Source organism: Mycolicibacterium madagascariense (assembly GCF_010729665.1).
GTDB classification, from domain to species: Bacteria; Actinomycetota; Actinomycetes; order Mycobacteriales; family Mycobacteriaceae; genus Mycobacterium; species Mycobacterium madagascariense.
Map to the genome: position 1 here is coordinate 3,491,174 of NZ_AP022610.1, position 16,138 is coordinate 3,507,311.

General features: G+C 70.2%; 18 protein-coding genes. 3 read left to right on the forward strand and 15 right to left on the reverse strand.

What is annotated here, in order from left to right:
• Positions 1-39: 39 nt before the first annotated feature.
• Genes tatA through G6N60_RS16440 form a run of 9 tightly spaced genes read right to left on the reverse strand, consistent with a single transcriptional unit; the run spans position 40 to position 7,499 of the window.
• On the reverse strand, positions 40-300 hold the full coding sequence (gene tatA, locus G6N60_RS16400; protein WP_163739264.1) for a Sec-independent protein translocase subunit TatA: 261 nt from the start codon (positions 298-300) through the stop codon (positions 40-42).
• 30 nt (positions 301-330) lie between these two features.
• A complete protein-coding gene (locus G6N60_RS16405) occupies positions 331-1,314 on the reverse strand; it encodes a helix-turn-helix transcriptional regulator (RefSeq protein WP_163739266.1) in 984 nt (327 codons plus the stop codon).
• Between the two features lie 31 nt (positions 1,315-1,345).
• The gene (locus G6N60_RS16410) at positions 1,346-2,344 is read right to left on the reverse strand and encodes a helix-turn-helix transcriptional regulator (RefSeq protein WP_163739268.1); all 999 of its coding nucleotides are present in this window, start codon (positions 2,342-2,344) and stop codon (positions 1,346-1,348) included.
• An 11-nt stretch (positions 2,345-2,355) separates the two neighbouring features.
• Positions 2,356-2,652 carry a hypothetical protein gene (locus G6N60_RS16415; protein ID WP_163739271.1) on the reverse strand — a complete coding sequence of 99 codons (297 nt, stop codon included), beginning with the start codon at positions 2,650-2,652 and terminating at the stop codon, positions 2,356-2,358.
• A gap of 20 nt (positions 2,653-2,672) precedes the next feature.
• Positions 2,673-3,422, reverse strand: a complete 750-nt coding sequence (locus G6N60_RS16420) for an SDR family NAD(P)-dependent oxidoreductase (protein WP_163739273.1) — start codon at positions 3,420-3,422, stop codon at positions 2,673-2,675.
• 15 nt (positions 3,423-3,437) lie between these two features.
• Positions 3,438-4,202, reverse strand: a complete 765-nt coding sequence (locus tag G6N60_RS16425) for an SDR family NAD(P)-dependent oxidoreductase (RefSeq protein ID WP_163739274.1) — start codon at positions 4,200-4,202, stop codon at positions 3,438-3,440.
• Positions 4,199-5,575, reverse strand: coding sequence for an MFS transporter (locus G6N60_RS16430; protein WP_163739276.1), 1,377 nt, complete (start codon positions 5,573-5,575; stop codon positions 4,199-4,201). The genes G6N60_RS16425 and G6N60_RS16430 overlap by 4 nt, the downstream gene beginning before the upstream one ends.
• 9 nt (positions 5,576-5,584) lie before the next feature.
• The gene (locus G6N60_RS16435) at positions 5,585-6,493 is read right to left on the reverse strand and encodes a polysaccharide deacetylase family protein (protein WP_163739279.1); all 909 of its coding nucleotides are present in this window, start codon (positions 6,491-6,493) and stop codon (positions 5,585-5,587) included.
• A gap of 37 nt (positions 6,494-6,530) precedes the next feature.
• Positions 6,531-7,499 carry an asparaginase gene (locus tag G6N60_RS16440; protein WP_163739281.1) on the reverse strand — a complete coding sequence of 323 codons (969 nt, stop codon included), beginning with the start codon at positions 7,497-7,499 and terminating at the stop codon, positions 6,531-6,533.
• Between the two features lie 215 nt (positions 7,500-7,714).
• Between G6N60_RS16440 and G6N60_RS16445 the strand changes: the two genes are divergently transcribed.
• Complete coding sequence (locus G6N60_RS16445; RefSeq protein ID WP_246240754.1) at positions 7,715-8,746, forward strand: LacI family DNA-binding transcriptional regulator; 1,032 nt, start codon at positions 7,715-7,717, stop codon at positions 8,744-8,746.
• Positions 8,747-8,756: 10 nt separating this feature from the next.
• Here G6N60_RS16445 and pafA read toward each other — a convergent pair whose 3' ends face one another.
• Positions 8,757-10,115: a Pup--protein ligase gene (gene pafA / locus G6N60_RS16450; RefSeq protein WP_179969703.1), complete on the reverse strand. Its 1,359-nt coding sequence runs from the start codon at positions 10,113-10,115 to the stop codon at positions 8,757-8,759.
• A 179-nt stretch (positions 10,116-10,294) separates the two neighbouring features.
• Between pafA and G6N60_RS16455 the strand changes: the two genes are divergently transcribed.
• A complete protein-coding gene (locus G6N60_RS16455) occupies positions 10,295-10,525 on the forward strand; it encodes an Rv1893 family protein (protein ID WP_163739286.1) in 231 nt (76 codons plus the stop codon).
• On the opposite strand, the gene G6N60_RS16460 is transcribed toward G6N60_RS16455, so the two are convergent.
• Positions 10,515-12,119 (reverse strand): DHA2 family efflux MFS transporter permease subunit, encoded by a 1,605-nt coding sequence (locus G6N60_RS16460; RefSeq protein WP_163739288.1) that lies wholly within the window; start codon positions 12,117-12,119, stop codon positions 10,515-10,517. The genes G6N60_RS16455 and G6N60_RS16460 overlap by 11 nt on opposite strands.
• Before the next feature lie 83 nt (positions 12,120-12,202).
• Here G6N60_RS16460 and G6N60_RS16465 point away from each other — a divergent pair, with 83 nt between their 5' ends.
• Positions 12,203-12,739, forward strand: coding sequence for a MarR family winged helix-turn-helix transcriptional regulator (locus G6N60_RS16465; RefSeq protein ID WP_163739290.1), 537 nt, complete (start codon positions 12,203-12,205; stop codon positions 12,737-12,739).
• Here the strand turns inward: G6N60_RS16465 and prcA are convergent.
• From prcA to dop, 4 genes are all read right to left on the reverse strand, one after another.
• A complete protein-coding gene (gene prcA, locus G6N60_RS16470) occupies positions 12,684-13,418 on the reverse strand; it encodes a proteasome subunit alpha (RefSeq protein ID WP_163739292.1) in 735 nt (244 codons plus the stop codon). The genes G6N60_RS16465 and prcA overlap by 56 nt on opposite strands.
• Positions 13,415-14,308 (reverse strand): proteasome subunit beta, encoded by an 894-nt coding sequence (gene prcB, locus G6N60_RS16475; protein ID WP_372510917.1) that lies wholly within the window; start codon positions 14,306-14,308, stop codon positions 13,415-13,417. The genes prcA and prcB overlap by 4 nt, the downstream gene beginning before the upstream one ends.
• Positions 14,305-14,499, reverse strand: a complete 195-nt coding sequence (locus tag G6N60_RS16480) for a ubiquitin-like protein Pup (protein WP_163739296.1) — start codon at positions 14,497-14,499, stop codon at positions 14,305-14,307. Before G6N60_RS16480 ends, prcB begins: the two co-directional genes overlap by 4 nt.
• 113 nt (positions 14,500-14,612) lie before the next feature.
• A complete protein-coding gene (gene dop, locus G6N60_RS16485) occupies positions 14,613-16,121 on the reverse strand; it encodes a depupylase/deamidase Dop (RefSeq protein WP_163739298.1) in 1,509 nt (502 codons plus the stop codon).
• Between the last annotated feature and the right edge of the window lie 17 nt (positions 16,122-16,138).

Consider the following 16,138-nt stretch of genomic DNA (forward strand, 5'->3'; position numbering starts at 1 on the left):
AGCGGCGCTGCCTCGCGGCGCGCCGGGGGGTTGAGTCGATCAGGCCGGTCGCTGCTCGGGGTGCTGCTGGGGCGCAGGCGACGGCTCGACGCGCTCCGACGCGATGGGCGTCGGCGACGCAGCGGGCTTGGCCGCCTCGTCGTCGGCCTTGCCATCGGACTGCATTTCCTTGATCTCCGACTTGAAGATGCGCATCGACTTGCCCAGCGAACGCGCGGCGTCGGGGAGCTTCTTCGCCCCAAACAACAGCACGAAGATCGCGATGACGATCAACCAGTGCCACGGTTGCAAACCACCCAATTTGGACACCTCCAGATGTTGCGGACGAGTCTACTCGTCATTGCCGACACTCATGGCCCGGTAGGCGTCCAACGCCGTGACCGCGGCGTCGCGCACGCGGTCGGCCAGCGATTGCGGCTGCAGGACGCGCACCGCCGCGCCGAAACCGAGGACGAACCGCGCCATCCACGCCTCGGACGCGAACGTCATGGCCGCCTCGCAGGCGCCGTCGGGCAACTCCCGAAGCACCCGCAGCGGGTAGTAGTCGAACATCCAGGCCGCCGACCGGTCGATCAGCAGCGTCGCCGACGGCAGCGACGGGTCGGCGTCGAACAGCGACGTGTCCGGGCGGGCCTGCACGGCGGGCTCCGGCGGTGCGGACCGTTCGTCGAGCACCCGGGCGTCGACGATGCGGTCGAACCGGAACAGCCGCACGGCCTCGGCGGTGCGGCACCACGCCTCGAGATAGGTGTGGTCGGCCACCAGGACCACCCGGATCGGGTCGACGATCCGACTCGACAACCTGTCGTGGGACGCCGAGTAGTAGTCGATGGCCAGGGCCCGTCCGTCGCGCACGGCCGAGCGCACGGCCGCCGCTGCCTCGCTCTCGATCGGTGCGGGTTCTTCGGTCGCGGCGCTGACGCCGTCGCGCGACCCCGTCGCCGTGCCCGCGGCCGACTCGATCTTGGCGATCGCGCTACGGGCGGCCTCCGGGTCGACGATGCCGGGCACCTCGAGCAGCGCCCGCAGCGCCACCAGGATGCCGGTGGCCTCCGGCGAGGTCAGACGCAGCGGATGGTCCATGCCCGCGGAGAACGTGACGTCGATGGTGTCACCGGAGAACTCGAAGTCGATGAGGTCGCCGGGACCGTACCCGGGTAGACCGCACATCCAGAGCTGATCGAGGTCGAGGGTCAGCTGCTGCTCGGTGACGCCGAGTTCGGCCGCCGCCTCGGCACGGGTGATCCTCGGATTGGCCTGAAAGTACGGGACCATGTTCAGCAGCCGGACCAGCCGGGTCGACACGCTACTCATGCGCGATCCGCTCCGCTTCTCGCTGGGCTACTCATGCGGGCACACCCTCGCCCGCCTGCGCCCGCAACCGCTCGATCACGTCGTCGCGTAGGGATCCCGGCTCCAGCACGATCGCGTCGGCGCCGTAGCCGGCGATCTCCCGCGCCAGCCGGTCCTGCCTGCCGATGTCCAGGGCGATCTCGTCGCCGGCGCGCCCGGCCAGCGTCCGCGGAGCGACCGACGCGGCCTGGCGCCGCAGCGCCGTCGCGCGGTCGTGGGCCACCCAGACCCGGGCTTGCGCGCTCGGCGGCCACTCGGCGACCGCGCGGTGCACGATGTCCCTGAGGTCGACGCCGTCGGGCCGCTGCACCGCGTTCCGCGGACCGATGGGCGCGACGTCGGCGTCGATGCGCGACAAGCGGAACGTCCGGGTGGCGTCGCGGGTGCGGTCGTGCCCCACCAGATACCACCGCCCGCGGTAGGTGACGACGCCCCACGGTTCGACGACGCGCACGGTGTAGGGATCGCTGCGCGAGGCGCGATGCCTGAACTCGACGGCCTGGCCGGAATCGATGGCGGCCAACAGGATTCCGAGCACGTCCTCCGAACCGCGCAGGCCGGGTAGGGCCGCGGTCGTGGTGATCGCGACGGCCGACTCGGGCGCGTCGACGTCGACGCCCGCCGCCCGCAACTTCAGCAGCGCGCCCTGGGTGAGCGTGACCATCTCCGGGGACTCCCAGAGTTGTGTCGCCATCGCGACGGCGGCGGCCTCGTCGGCGGTCAGCTCCACCGGAGCCAACGCGTACGCCTCGCGGTTGATCCGGTAACCCTCGGTCGGGTCCAGTGCGGACACCCGGCCCGTCTCCAACGGGATGCCGAGGTCGCGGAGCTCGTTCTTGTCGCGTTCGAACATCCGCGAGAAGGCCTCGTCCGTGGCGCTCTCGGAGTAGCCCGACACGGTCTCCCTGATCCGCTCGGCCGTGATGAACGTCCGGGTCGACAGCAGCGCGATGACGAGGTTCATCAACCGTTCGACCTTCGAGATCCCCACGGATTGACAGCTTAGGGGGCCGCCACCCCCGGGTGTGGCAGCACAGGTCGTGGCGTGTGCTGGACGGACGCCGCCGCGCGCAGGAGAGCGGCCTCGGCCACGGCGCGCGACACGCCGCGGTCGGCCAGCACGTCGAGCAGCTCGGCGAACGTACGGCAGACCGTGACGCGGCCGGTGCGCTCGGCGACCGTCCAGGCGCGCGCGGCGACACGGACCCGCAGCCGGGGGCTCAGTCGGGACGCGGCCGCCGCGACGGCGATCCGGCGACGGGGCCCGGCGACGAGCGCCGCCATCGGTTCGTCGGGCATCGCTGCACACGCGCCGCACATCAGGGCATCACGTCACCGCAGTTGGGCCCAAGCACCTGCCCCACGAACAGATTTCCGCCGGGGTCGGAGGCCAGCAGGACGGCCGTGGGGGCGACCTCGTCGGCGGTGCCGAACCGCCCCAGGGGAAGTTCGCCGCGCTTGGCGACCCGCCAGTCCTCGTCGATGCCCTGCAGCAGCGGGGTCTCGATGGGTCCCGGGGCGATCACGTTGACGAGCACCCCCTGCGAAGAGACCTCCAGCGCAGTGGATTTCGACATCGCCATGACACCCGCCTTGGCGGCCGCGTAATGCGCCAGCGACGCGCCGCCCTTGATCCCCAGTTGCGATGCGACGTTGACGATGCGGCCGGCACCGGCGGCCAGCATGCCGGGTAGCACCGCCCGGTTCAGCAGGAACACGCTGGCCAGGTCGACCTCCAGGGTCTCGCGCCACTGCGCCAGCGACATCTGCGCGAGCGGAGACTGGGTGAGGATGCCGTGCGAGGTGACCAGGACGTCGAGGCCACCCAGCAGGTCCGACGCCTGCGCGACGGCACCGGTGACCTGCCGTTCGTCGGTGGCGTCGAACACCAGCCCCGCCGTGGCGCCGACGTCGACCGCGGCGTCGACGACCGACTCGGAGCGGTCGGCCAGCACCACGCGGGCGCCGGCGGCCACGAAGTGCGCGGCGATCGCCCTGCCGATTCCGCTGGCCGCACCGGTCACCAGTGCGGTGCGCCCGGCGAGCAGCGTGCTCTGCGGGATGCCCATGTGCCTCCTCCTGGGTCAGTCGCGCATCGCCACGGTCAGCGCACCGTCGACCACGATCGCCTGGCCGTTGACGTAGGAGGCGCCCTCCCCCGCCAAGAACGTGGCGACGGAGGCGATCTCGTCGGGACGCCCGACCCGGCCCGCGGGGATGTACGCACCGGCGGCGCGGAGGCCGTCGGCGCCGAGCGAATTCACCTCGTCCAGGGACTGCGGGGTCTCGACGAGTCCGGGGATGATGGCGTTCGCCCGGATGCCGCGAGGCCCGAATTCGACGGCCAGGCTGCGCACCAGGCCGATCACCCCAGCCTTCGCCGTCGCATAGTGCGCATGGTCGCCCCAGCCGTAGACACCGCCCGCGATCGAGGACACCGCGACGATCGAGCCACCCGCGCCGAGGTGGCGGACCGCGGCACGGGCGGTGCGCATCACGCCGTGCAGATCGACCTGCAGCACGTCGTCCCACTGTTCGTCGGTCATCGCGGCGAACGACGCCGCGCGCAGGATGCCCGCGTTGGCGATCGCGGTGTCCAGCCGACCCCAGCGGGCCACCGCCGCGTCGACGAAGCCCGTGACCGACGCGGTGTCACGGACGTCGACGTCGATCACCACGCCCTCGCCGCCGCTCGCGTCGACGGCCAGGGTCGTGGCCGGGTCGTGCGGATCGCGGGGGTAGCTGCCGATGGCGACGCGGTACCCGGCCCGGGCCAGCGCGACGGCGGTGGCGGCGCCGATCCCCGAGGCGGCACCGGTGACGACCGCAACGGGCGCGTCGCTGCTCACGCCGGCGCACCCTCGGTCGGCTGCGACTCCTCGACGTCTCGAGGCGTGACCACGGTGCGCGCGAACGTCACCACGACGGCGGAGATCACCGCGCCGACCGCGCCGACCCACAGCGCCGCGGTCGCGTACCCCACCGACGCCGCGGTCAGCCCGGTGAGGATGACGCCGGCGATGATGGCCCCGGGTTGACTCATCGCGCCGATGAAGGAGCTGCCCGTCGCCCGGCAGTCGACGCTGAAGCACTCGGCCTGCAGGAACATGATCGCCGCGTACGGACCGAGCAGGAAGAACAACCCCATCATGTAGGTGACGATGACGTAGCCGGGGTTGGCCGGACCGAGCAGCATCGCGGCGAAGAAGACACCCGACGCCAGCCATCCGACGGCGATGGTGTTGCGCCTGCCGAACCGGTCGCCCGCCCAGCCGTGGGCCAGGTACCCCAGCGCGCCCACCAGGTTGGACACCACCACCATCAGCAGGGTGTTCGACGCGTCGATGCCCTTGCCGGTTTCCAGCACGGTGGTGCCGAGCACCGAAAACGTCTGAATCGCAAACCAATTGAAGAACCACGCGATCGACAGGACGAGCGTGTTGCGCAGGTGCACCCCGTGGAAGATCCGCTTGAAGGGCGCGGCGGCGTGGTCGTCGGCGTCGTAGGAGGCGGCCAGCGCGCTCGCCCCAGCCGCGTCGCCGGCCTGGCGCAGCCGCCGGATCCGTTGTTGCAGCACGAATTGCGGGCTCTCCCGCAGCGTCCGGCAGAGCAGCGCGACCAGCACGGCCGGGATGGTGGCCAGTAGGAACGCCAGCCGCCACGAGTCCGCACCGAAGGCCGCGGTGACGACGGCGACGAACGCGGCGGCCAGCAGCGCACCAATCGGCCAGCCGGTCTGCACCATGGAGTACACGAAACCGCGGTGGCGGCGGATCTTCTCGTCCTCTGTGACCGCGTACAACTCGTTCAGGTAGGTGGCGTTGACGGATTGCTCGGCCAACCCGAGGCCACTGATCGATCGGATCCCGATCAGGGAGGCCGCGCCGGTCGTGGCCGCGGTGGCCGCCGACGATGCCGCGGTGCCCGCGACGGAGATGATCATCCCCCGTCGCCGGCCCAGTCGGTCCACCATCGGACCGACCAGCAGCACGACGATCGCGGTGCCCACGCTGACCAGTGTGGACACCAGCAGGGCGTGGCTGGTGCTCCAGTGGAAGGCCTCGCCGATCCGCGGGAGCAGGGTGCCGAAGAGGATGAAGTCGTAGACCGCGATGGTCCAGGCGAAGAACGCAATGCCGGTGGCGCGGCGCGTCTCTCGTACGCCGACCCGCCGCAGCGGCGACGTCGCGTCGGCGGCGGCCGGCTCTGGGGAGGTGGTCATGACGGGCCCCTACGCCTTCGGCGCGCGCGGCCGGCGCGCCAGGAAGTCGTCGGCGATGGCGTCGAACGTGGTCCACGTGACGCCCTCGTGGGCGTTGATGTGCTCGATGAGACGCTCGAGCATCAACAGCACCTGCGGACGCCCCGACACGTCCGGGTGAATCGTGAACGTGAAGACCGCATAGTCGCTTTCGCGGTAGACCCAGTCGAACTGATCGCGCCACATCTCCTCGATGTGCCGGGGGTTGACGAATCCGTGGCTGTTGGGGCTGGTCTTGATGAACATCATCGGCGGCAGGTCGTCGAGGTACCAGCTCGCCGGGATCTCGACGAGATCGGTCTCCTGACCGCGCACCAGCGGCTTCATCCAGCTGGACGCCGGCTGGTCGTAGTCGATCGGAGTCCAGGAGTCCCCGACGCGCACGTAGTACGGCTCGAAGTCCCGGTGCATCAGCGAGTGGTCGTACTTGATGCCCCGCTCGATCAGCAGTTCGTTGGTGACCCTGCTGAACTCCCACCACGGCGCGACGTATCCGGTGGGCCGTAGGCCAGTCCTCGTCGAGATGAGGTCGATGCAGTGGTCCAGGATCTCGGATTCCTGCGCGCGGCTCATCGCGATCGGATTCTCGTGGCTGTAGCCGTGGACCCCGATCTCGTGCCCGGCGGCGACCACCTCCTCGAACTGATCGGGGAACGTCTCCACGGAGTGCCCCGGCCAGAACCACGTGGTGGTCAGTCCGTAGCGGTCGAAGAGCCGGTTGAGCCGCGGCACGCCGACCTCGCCGGCGAACAGTCCGCGGCTGATGTCACCCGGCGAGTCCTCGCCACCGTAGGAGCCGAGCCAGCCCCCCACGGCATCGACGTCGACGCCGAAGGCGACGAATATCTCCTTGCCATTGGCCTTGGTCACGGTGATCATTCCCTTCCAATTACCTTGCGAGCAGCGGACATTGGGATCAGGCGTACACGTCGAGGGCGGCGACGACCTCGGCTGCGGTGCGCTGCGAGGACAGCAGCAGCGCCATCGCGACGCGGGCCTGCGGGGCGGGCAGCGCGACCGGAACGGCGCCGGCGGCCACCAGGTCGACGCCACCCCCGGCGCCGTAGATGGGGACGATCGGTCCCGCCGCCGCGCGCGTCGACAGCGCGACGACCACACCGGCGCGGCAGATCTCGGCCACGCTCTCGGCCACGCCGGGCGGCGCGTTGCCGGTTCCCAAGGCGGCCAGCACGATTCCCCGGGCTCCCGCCGCCACGGCGGCGCGCAGCAGCACGTCGTCACTGCCGAGGTAGGCGGTGACCACGTCCACGCGGACCGAGTCGAAGTCGGCGGTCGGGAGGGCCAGCGGTGCCGGTCGTGGCGAAACACGCTGCAGCTCCGCGGTTCCCGAATGCACGCCACCCACGGCGCCCGCCGGATTGGTGAAGGCCGAGAGGTCCACGGTGTGCGACTTGCGGACCCCCCTGGCCGCCCACACCGACCCCCCGAAGACGACCAGCGCGCCGCGGCCGCGGGCGGCGGGGTCGGCGGCGACGGTGATCGCGTCGCGCAGGTTGCGCGGACCGTCGGCATCGGCGGCGTCGGCGGCCCGCTGCGCGCCGGTGAGCACGACGGGTTCGGCGCCGTCGCGGACGAGGTCGAGCAGGATCGCCGTCTCCTCCATGGTGTCGGTGCCGTGGGTGACCACCACGCCGTCGACGTCGACACGGTGCAGCTGGCGCTCGACCTCCTCGGCGAGAGCCCTCGCGTCGGCGAGCGTCATGCGATAGGAGCCGATCCGCAGCACGTCGCGGTGTTCGACGGCGACGCCGTCCATCGCCACGCCGGCCAGGGTGGTGGCGGCGTCATCGACCGCCGTCACCGCACCGCCGGCGCGGCGCGACGAGATGGTCCCGCCGGTGGCGAGGACGACGACGCGGGGCATGGGTTCGACCGTTCCGTCGGAGTGGACGTGGGCACGTACTGGCCGGCACGGGGCACGGCACACGGCAAGTACAACCCACCCAAACGTTTGGCGCAAAGGTTTGGGCCAAACGTTTGGGTAAATTCGGGGGAACCGCCGTGTTACGTCGCAGGCCCGCCGCTAGGGTCATGGTTTGCGGGCGCGCACGGACCCGCGTTGCCACGTCGAGGAGGGCGATGACGGACACGGGGACGCCCGCCGAGAGCCGCCCGGCGCCCGTCACGCTGCGGATGATCGCCGAGCAGGTCGGCGTCAGCGTGTCGACGGTGTCCCGCGTGCTGAACGCGGGTGACGCCGAGGCACTGCGGTGGGCGTCGGCTCAGACGGTCGCCCGGATCAGGGAGTACGCGGCCGCACGGGCGTATCGACCCAACCCGCACGCCGCGAGTCTGCGTACCTCGAGGTCGTCGCTCATCGGCGTGCTGGTCCCCCGGTTGCAGGACTTCGTCCTCGCCACGGTCTACGAGGGCATCGACGAGGCCGCCACGGAGAACGGCTTCTCGACGTTCGTCACCAACTCCCTCGACGACCCCGCCAGCAGGGCGGTGCGCACCGAGATGATGCTGCAGCGTCGTGTCGAGGGAATGATCTTCGGCGACGCCCGCGACGACGACGCACTGCTCGCCGACCTCGCCGCGCGCGGAGTTCCGTTCGTGCTGGTGTCGCGGCGCAGCGCCGACCACGCGTCGGTGACGTGCGACGACCTGCTCGGCGGCACGCTGGTCGGGCGTCGGCTCCTCGAGGCCGGCCGGCGCGACCTCGCCGTGCTCGCCGGGCTGCCGTTCGCCTCGACGGCCATCGAACGGACCAGGGGCGCGGTTCGGGCCTTCGCCGACGCCGGGCTGCGGGTCCCCAAGGAGCGCATCGCGTGGGGCCCGTTCGACGCCGCGGGCGGTCGGGAGGCCGCCGAGAAGCTCCTGGCCACCGAGCCGTACCCGGACGCGATCTTCGCCACCAACGACTTCGCCGCGATCGGGGCGATGGGTGTGCTGCGGGACCGGGGCCTGCGGGTCCCCGACGACATCTCGCTCATCGGATACAACGACACCCCGCTCGCGGCCGAGCTGCCCATCCCCCTGACCACCGTGCACTCCCCCATGCACGAGATGGGCCGCCACGGCGTGAACCTGCTGATCGACGTGCTCGGTGGCGCGGACCCCGAATCGGTGCGGCTGGACCCGACGCTGATCGTCCGGGAGTCGGGGTGAGCGGCGGGGCCTACATCGAGGCGATGAGCCGCTTCACGCGTTCGTCGACCGAGCGGAACGGGTCCTTGCACAGGACCGTGCGCTGAGCCTGGTCGTTGAGCTTCAGGTGCACCCAGTCGACGGTGAAGTCGCGTCCGGCGGCCTGCGCGGCGCTGATGAATTCGCCGCGCAGCTTCGCGCGCGTGGTCTGGGGCGGCTCGTTGACCGCGGCCTCGATGTCCTCGTCGGTGGTGATCCGCGCCGCCAAACCCTTGCGCTGCAACAGGTCGAAGACCCCACGACCGCGTTTGATGTCGTGGTACGCCAGGTCGAGCTGGGCGATCTTGGGATCGGACAGCTCCATGTCGTAGCGGTTCTGGTAGCGCTCGAACAGCTTGCGCTTGATCACCCAGTCGATCTCGGTGTCGACCTTGGCGAAGTCCTGGCTCTCCACCGCGTCGAGCTGGCGGCCCCACAGATCGACGACCTGCTCGATCTGGGCGTTGGGCTCGCGGGTCTGCAGGTGTTCGACGGCGCGGCTGTAGTACTCGCGCTGGATGTCCAGCGCGCTGGCCTGCCGTCCGCCGGCCAGGCGCACCGGGCGCCGACCGGTCAGATCGTGGCTGACCTCGCGGATCGCCCGAATCGGGTTGTCCAGCGAGAAGTCCCGGAACGGTACGCCCGCCTCGATCATCTCCAGCACCAGGGCGGCCGTGCCCACCTTCAGCATGGTGGTCGACTCGCACATGTTGGAGTCACCGACGATGACGTGCAGCCGCCGGTACTTCTCGGCGTCGGCGTGCGGCTCGTCGCGGGTGTTGATGATGGGCCGGCTGCGCGTCGTCGCGCTGGAGACGCCCTCCCAGATGTGCTCGGCACGCTGGCTCAAGCAGAACGCCGCGGCCTTCGGGGTCTGCAGCACTTTGCCCGCGCCACAGATCAATTGGCGCGTGACCAGGAACGGCAGCAGGACGTCGGAGATCCTGGAGAACTCGCCCGCGCGGACGATCAGATAGTTCTCGTGGCAGCCGTAGGAGTTGCCGGCCGAGTCGGTGTTGTTCTTGAACAGGTAGATGTCGCCGCCGATGCCCTCGTCGGCGAGGCGCTGCTCGGCGTCGATCAGCAGGTCCTCCAGGACCCGCTCACCCGCGCGGTCATGGGTGACGAGCTGGACGAGGCTGTCGCATTCGGCCGTCGCGTACTCGGGATGGGACCCCACGTCGAGGTACAGCCGAGCGCCGTTGCGCAGGAACACGTTGGAACTGCGGCCCCACGAGACGACGCGGCGGAACAGATAGCGCGCGACTTCGTCGGGAGAAAGGCGTCGGTGACCGTGAAAAGTGCACGTCACACCGAATTCGGTCTCAATGCCCATGATTCGCCGCTGCACCTAGCCGAGCTTACGGGTTACCGGAGACGTGCGTCGTGACACCCACCAGCCCATCCGTAAACGGCTCGGTCGTCGAGGTCGTCGGCGGGCCACCGGACGACGCCGATCGGGGCTACAGTCAGCCCCGACAAGGATCAGGCCCTGGCCGACGTGCCAGGTCGTCGGAGGAGGAGATTCTGATGGGCTTCAACCCCAGGGATGCCATCGAGTCGGTCAAGGACATCGCCACGAACGCCATCGACCGGACCGCCGACATCGTCGACAGCGCGGGTCACATCCTCAAGGGCGACGTGTCCGAGGGCGTGCAGGGCATCGTCGAGAGCTCGATGGACATCGCCACCCACTCGGTCGACAAGCTCAAGGAGATCGCCACGGGCAGGTCGGACACCCTCGACGACGTCATCGACTGAGCGCGGCCTCCGTCGTCGTAACGGGCGCGATGAGCAGCGTCGCGAGCAGCCCGGCGAGCAGGAACCCCGCTGCCAGCCAGCTGCCCAACGCCACGCCGTGCGCCATGGCGGCACGCGCCGCGTCGGCGACGGCGGCGGTCTGCGGGGCTGCGGCGAGCCCGTCGATCGCGGCCCCGGCACTACCGACGACCACACTGGTCAGCCGGTGCGCCTGATCCGCGGGTAGCCCGGCCGCGGTCAGGTCCGAGCCGAGGCGGCTAGTGAAGATGCTGAAGAACGTCGTGGTCAGCACCGCGATGCCCAGCGCCGAACCCAGCTGCCGAAACACGCTCTGCACCCCGGACCCCTGACCCGCACTCGGTTCGGGCACCTCGGCCAGCACGACGTTGGTCACCTGGGCCGTCGCGAACCCCACGCCGATGCCGTAGACGAACAACGCCGCGGCGACCGCCCACCACGAGGCGTCCGGGCGCGCGACCATGCCGAGACCGACCAGGCCGACGGCCTCCAGCGCCAACCCGAGGCGGACGAGTCCCAGCGCCGACATCGACGTCGCCAGGCCGAAGCTCGCCCCGCTCGCGACGAAACTGCCGACGGCGATGGGGACGAGGGCCAACCCCGCCTGCACCGGGCTGTATCCGAGCGCGAACTGCAGCCACAGCGGGAGCACCGCGACGATGCCGAATTCGCCGAGACCGATGATGAGCGTGGCGACGTTGCCGCTGCGGAACGAGCCGATCGAGAACAACCGGACGTCCATGAGCGCCGTCGTCGGCTGCCCGGCCGGGGTGGCCCTGGCGAGCGCGACCTGTCGGACCACGAAGGCGGCCAGGGCGGCGGCGGCGAGCACCAGCGCGACCAGGACCGGCGACGGCCCGCGCGTCCACGAGACCCCGAGCGCCCGCAGCGGTGCAATGCTCACGACCCAGCCGTAGGTGCGCCCCTCGATCAACCCGAAGGCGAGCAGGCCCAGCCCGACGATGGACAGCGCCGCACCGGCGACGTCGACGCGTCCCGGGGTGCGCGGCGAACGCGGCAGGAACGCGACGGCGCCGAGGCAGATGACGACGACAAGAGGGATGTTGATGCCGAAAGCCCAACGCCACGAAGCGTGTTCGGACAGCCAGCCGCCCAGGAGGGGGCCCAGTGCCGTCGCCGCGCCGATGGTGGAACCCCACACCGCGAACGCCTGACCGCGGGCCTTGCCCGTGAACAGGGCGTTGAGCAGTGACAGCGACGTCGGCAGGATCAGCGCTGCCCCGGCCCCCTGCAGGAAGCGCGCCACCACCAGCAGGGCGCCCGTCGGGGCGAGACCGGCCAGCAGGCTGGTGGCGCCGAAGAGTACGACGCCGGTGAGGAACACCCGGCGCGCCCCGAGGATGTCGGCCACCCGCCCGACCACGAGCAGCAGTGCGGCGAAGACGATGGCGTAGGACTCCTGGATCCACTGGGCCTGCGCCGACGTCACGCCGAGATCCCGCACGATCGATGGGACGATGACGTTGACGATGGTCGTGTCGACCACGATGAGCGCCACCCCGAGTGCGATGGCGATCAGACCGAGCCATCGGGTGGCCGTCGAGGAGAGGTGCACAGCAATTACCTTTACGATGAAGTATCTTTTTCGCGAAGTTATCGCGGCCACGTCGGCGCTGTCAAACGCGGGAGGAGGAGAGCATGGGCGAATCGCCGCCCGATGACGTCGCGGCGCACCGTGCCCGGGTCATGGCCGGCCTGCGCGGTTACGGCGCCACGTTCACCGAAGTCAGCCGACGATTCGCGACCTGGCTGTCACTGCACCACACCGACGCCGTGGCCCTGCTGGAGATCTTCGAGGCCGAGCAACTCGGAAGTCCTTTGACGCCAGCACGATTGGGCGAGCGCGTCTCGCTGACGTCCGGCGCGACGACCGCGTTGATCAATCGCCTCGAACGCGCCGAGCACGTCGTGCGGTCGCGGGAGCACGCCGACCGGCGCGTCGTCACCCTGCACACCACCGCCCAGGTCGCCACGCTGGCCGAGGAGTACTTCGGGCCGCTCGGCGCACGCCTGGATGCCATGATGACGCGCTATCCGCCCGTACAGCTCCGGCTGTTCGAGACGTTCGTCCACGATCTGCGCGCCACCATGGAGGCGCATCTACGCGACGGCGATGCGCCTACTCGGCGACCGAATCCTCCACCGGGAGAAGCGATTCCAACGCCGGGCCCGTGATGCGCCGGAACGCGCGCCGCGGACGGTTGGCATCGAGGATCGCGATCTCCAGCGTGGCGGGACCGAGCGTACGGGGCTCGGCGCCGTTGGCGGTGCTCTCCGCGATGCCCGACTTGAGCGCGTCGATGGCGATCTTGGTGGCCTCGCTCAGTCCGGCGTCACCGGTGTAGGACTCCTTGAGCGCGTTGAGGATTGGCTCGGTGTTGCCACCCATCGCGACGTACTCGGGCTCGTCGTAGATCGACCCGTCGTAGGTGATGCGGTAGAGCTCCGGCGTCTTCGTCTCGCCGTAGTGGGCGACCTCGGCGACGCACAGCTCGACCTCGTAGGGCTTGGCCTGCTCGGTGAAGATGGTGCCCAGCGTCTGGGCGTACACGTTGGCGAGCTGGCGCCCCGTGACGTCCCGTCGGTCGTACGCGTAGCCGCGCGTGTCGGCGAACTGGATGCCGCCGCGGCGCAGGTTGTCGAACTCGTTGAACCGCCCGACCGCGGCGAAGCCCACCCGGTCGTAGAGCTCGGACACCTTCTGCAGGGACCGCGACGGGTTCTCCGCCACGAACAGCACGCCCCCGGAGTAGATCAGCACCACGACGCTGCGGCCGCGGGAGATGCCCTTGCGCGCGAGCTCGGAACGCTCACGCATCGCCTGCTCGGGTGAGATGAAGTACGGAAAGCTCACAGGTCGACCGTCCCGTCGTCGATGCCGAACGACCGGTCGCGCGTGCGCCTTTCGACGACCTCGCGGGCCAGCCCGGCGATGCGCTCCTCGGCGATCTCCTCGGCCCCCTCGGCCTGGATGGCCACCGCCGTCGGGTAGATCCCGCGGACGAGGTCGGGACCGCCGGTCGCCGAATCGTCGTCCGCGGCGTCGTAGAGCGCCTCGACGGCCACCGACAGCGCCGTCTCGGCGTCGGTCACCCGCGAGTAGAGCTTCTTGATCGACGACTTGGCGAAGATCGATCCCGACCCCACCGACTGGTAACCCTCCTGCTCGACGTTCCAGCCGCCGGCCGCGTCGAACGACACGATGCGGCCCGCGCCGTCGGCGTTCGGGTCGTCGAGGTCGTAGCCCACCAGCAGCGGCAGGGCGACGAAGCCCTGCAACGCCGCACCGAGGTTGCCGCGCACCATGATGGCCAAGCGGTTCACCTTGCCCGCGAACGTCAGTGGAACACCCTCGAGCTTCTCGTAGTGCTCCAGCTCGACGGCGTAGAGACGGGCGAACTCGACGGCGATGGCCGCGGTGCCCGCGATGCCCGTCGCGGTGTAGTCGTCGGTCACGTGGATCTTCTGCACGTCGCGACCCGCGATCATGTTGCCCTGGGTGGACCTGCGATCACCCGCGATCAGCACGCCGCCGGGGAACTTGATGGCCACGATCGTCGTGCCGTGGGGCAGCGCGTTGCTCACCATCGGCTCACCCTCGGGGCCACCGGCGGGCAGCAGGTGCGGAGCCTGCCTGCGCAACAACTCCGAGAAGGACGACATGTCCATCGAGCCGGACAGCGCTCCGAGAGCTCCGTGAAACTGAGGGGAAGGTGACAGCCGATCGTTAGGCGGCCAGGTCACTGTCCGCCCTTTTGGACGTATGCCCGCACGAAGTCCTCGGCGTTCTCCTCGAGCACGTCGTCGATCTCGTCGAGCAGATCGTCGGTCTCGTCGGTGAGCTTCTCGCGACGTTCCTGGCCAGCGGCAGTGCTGCCGGTGGAGTCGTCGTCATCGCCGCCGCCACCACCACGCTTGGTCTGCTCCTGGGCCATCGGTGCCTCCTGCGTCTCGTCGAAGCCCGCCGATTCCTCGGCGGAGCACTCGTCAGCGGACTCACAGCCCGCAGTTCTTCCACCCTACCGGTCGGTGCCGGGAATGCCGGTCGTCAGGTCGTGAGCTGCTCGACGAGTTCGGCCGCGCTGTCCACCGATTCCAGCAATGCCCCCACGTGAGCCTTGCTGCCGCGCAGCGGCTCCAGCGTCGGGATGCGGACCAGCGAGTCGCCGCCGAGGTCGAAGATCACCGAGTCCCAGCTGGCCGCGGCGATGTCCGCGCCGAACCGGCGCAGGCACTCACCGCGGAAGTAGGCGCGGGTGTCGGTGGGCGGATTGTCGACGGCGTCGATGACCTGCTGCTCGGTGACGAGGCGCCGCATCGACCCGCGCGCCACCAACCGGTTGTAGAGCCCCTTGTCGAGCCGCACGTCGGAGTACTGCAGGTCCACCAGGTGCAACCGGGGGGCGGACCAGCCGAGGTTCTCCCGTTGCCGGAAGCCCTCCAGCAGACGCAGCTTCGCCGGCCAGTCCAGGATCTCGGCACACTCCATCGGATCGCGCTCGAGCAGGTCGAGGACGTTCGCCCACGTCTCGACGACGCGGGCCGCGGCCGGGTCGGGATCGCGCGAGTCGACGAGCTTGGCCACCCGGTCGAGATAGATGCGCTGCAGGGCGAGCGCGGTCAGCTCGCGCCCGTCGGCCAGCGCGATGGTCGCGCGCAACGACGGGTCGCGGCTCACGACGTGCACGGCGTGCACGGGGCGCGCCAACGCCAGGTCGCTGAGGTCCAACCCGTGCGCCGGGCCCTCCTCGATGAGGTCGAGCACCAGCGACGTGCAGCCCACCTTGAGGTAGGTGGACGTCTCGGCGAGGTTCGCGTCGCCGATGATGACGTGCAGACGGCGGTACTTGTCGGCGTCGGCGTGCGGTTCGTCGCGGGTGTTGATGATGCCGCGCTTGAGCGTGGTCTCCAGGCCGACCTCGACCTCGATGTAGTCGGCGCGCTGCGTGAGCTGGAAACCCGGCTCGTCGCCGGCGGGACCGATGCCCACCCGCCCGGAGCCGGTGACCACCTGCCGCGACACCAGGAACGGCGTCAGCCCGCTGATGACCGCCGAGAACGGGGTCTGACGGCTCATGAGGTAGTTCTCGTGCGAGCCGTACGAGGCGCCCTTGCCGTCGACGTTGTTCTTGTAGAGCTGGAGCTTGGCCGCCCCCGGCACGCTCGCCACGTGGCGGGCCGCGGCCTCCATGACGCGCTCCCCCGCCTTGTCCCAGATGACCGCGTCCAGCGGATCGGTCACCTCGGGGGCGGAGTACTCCGGGTGGGCGTGATCGACGTAGAGCCTCGCGCCGTTGGTCAGGATCATGTTCGCCGCACCGACCTCGTCGGCGTCGACGATCGGCGGCGGGCCGGTGGCCCGGCTGAGGTCGAAGCCGCGCGCGTCGCGCAGGGGTGACTCGACCTCGTAATCCCAACGCGTCCGCTTGGCCCGTTGAATTCCCGCGGCCGCCGCGTACGCCAGCACCGCCTGCGTCGAGGTCAAGATCGGATTGGCGGTCGGGTCGGACGGCGAAGAGATGCCGTACTCGACCTCGGTACCGATGATCCGTTGCATGACACTCAGCCTAGGGG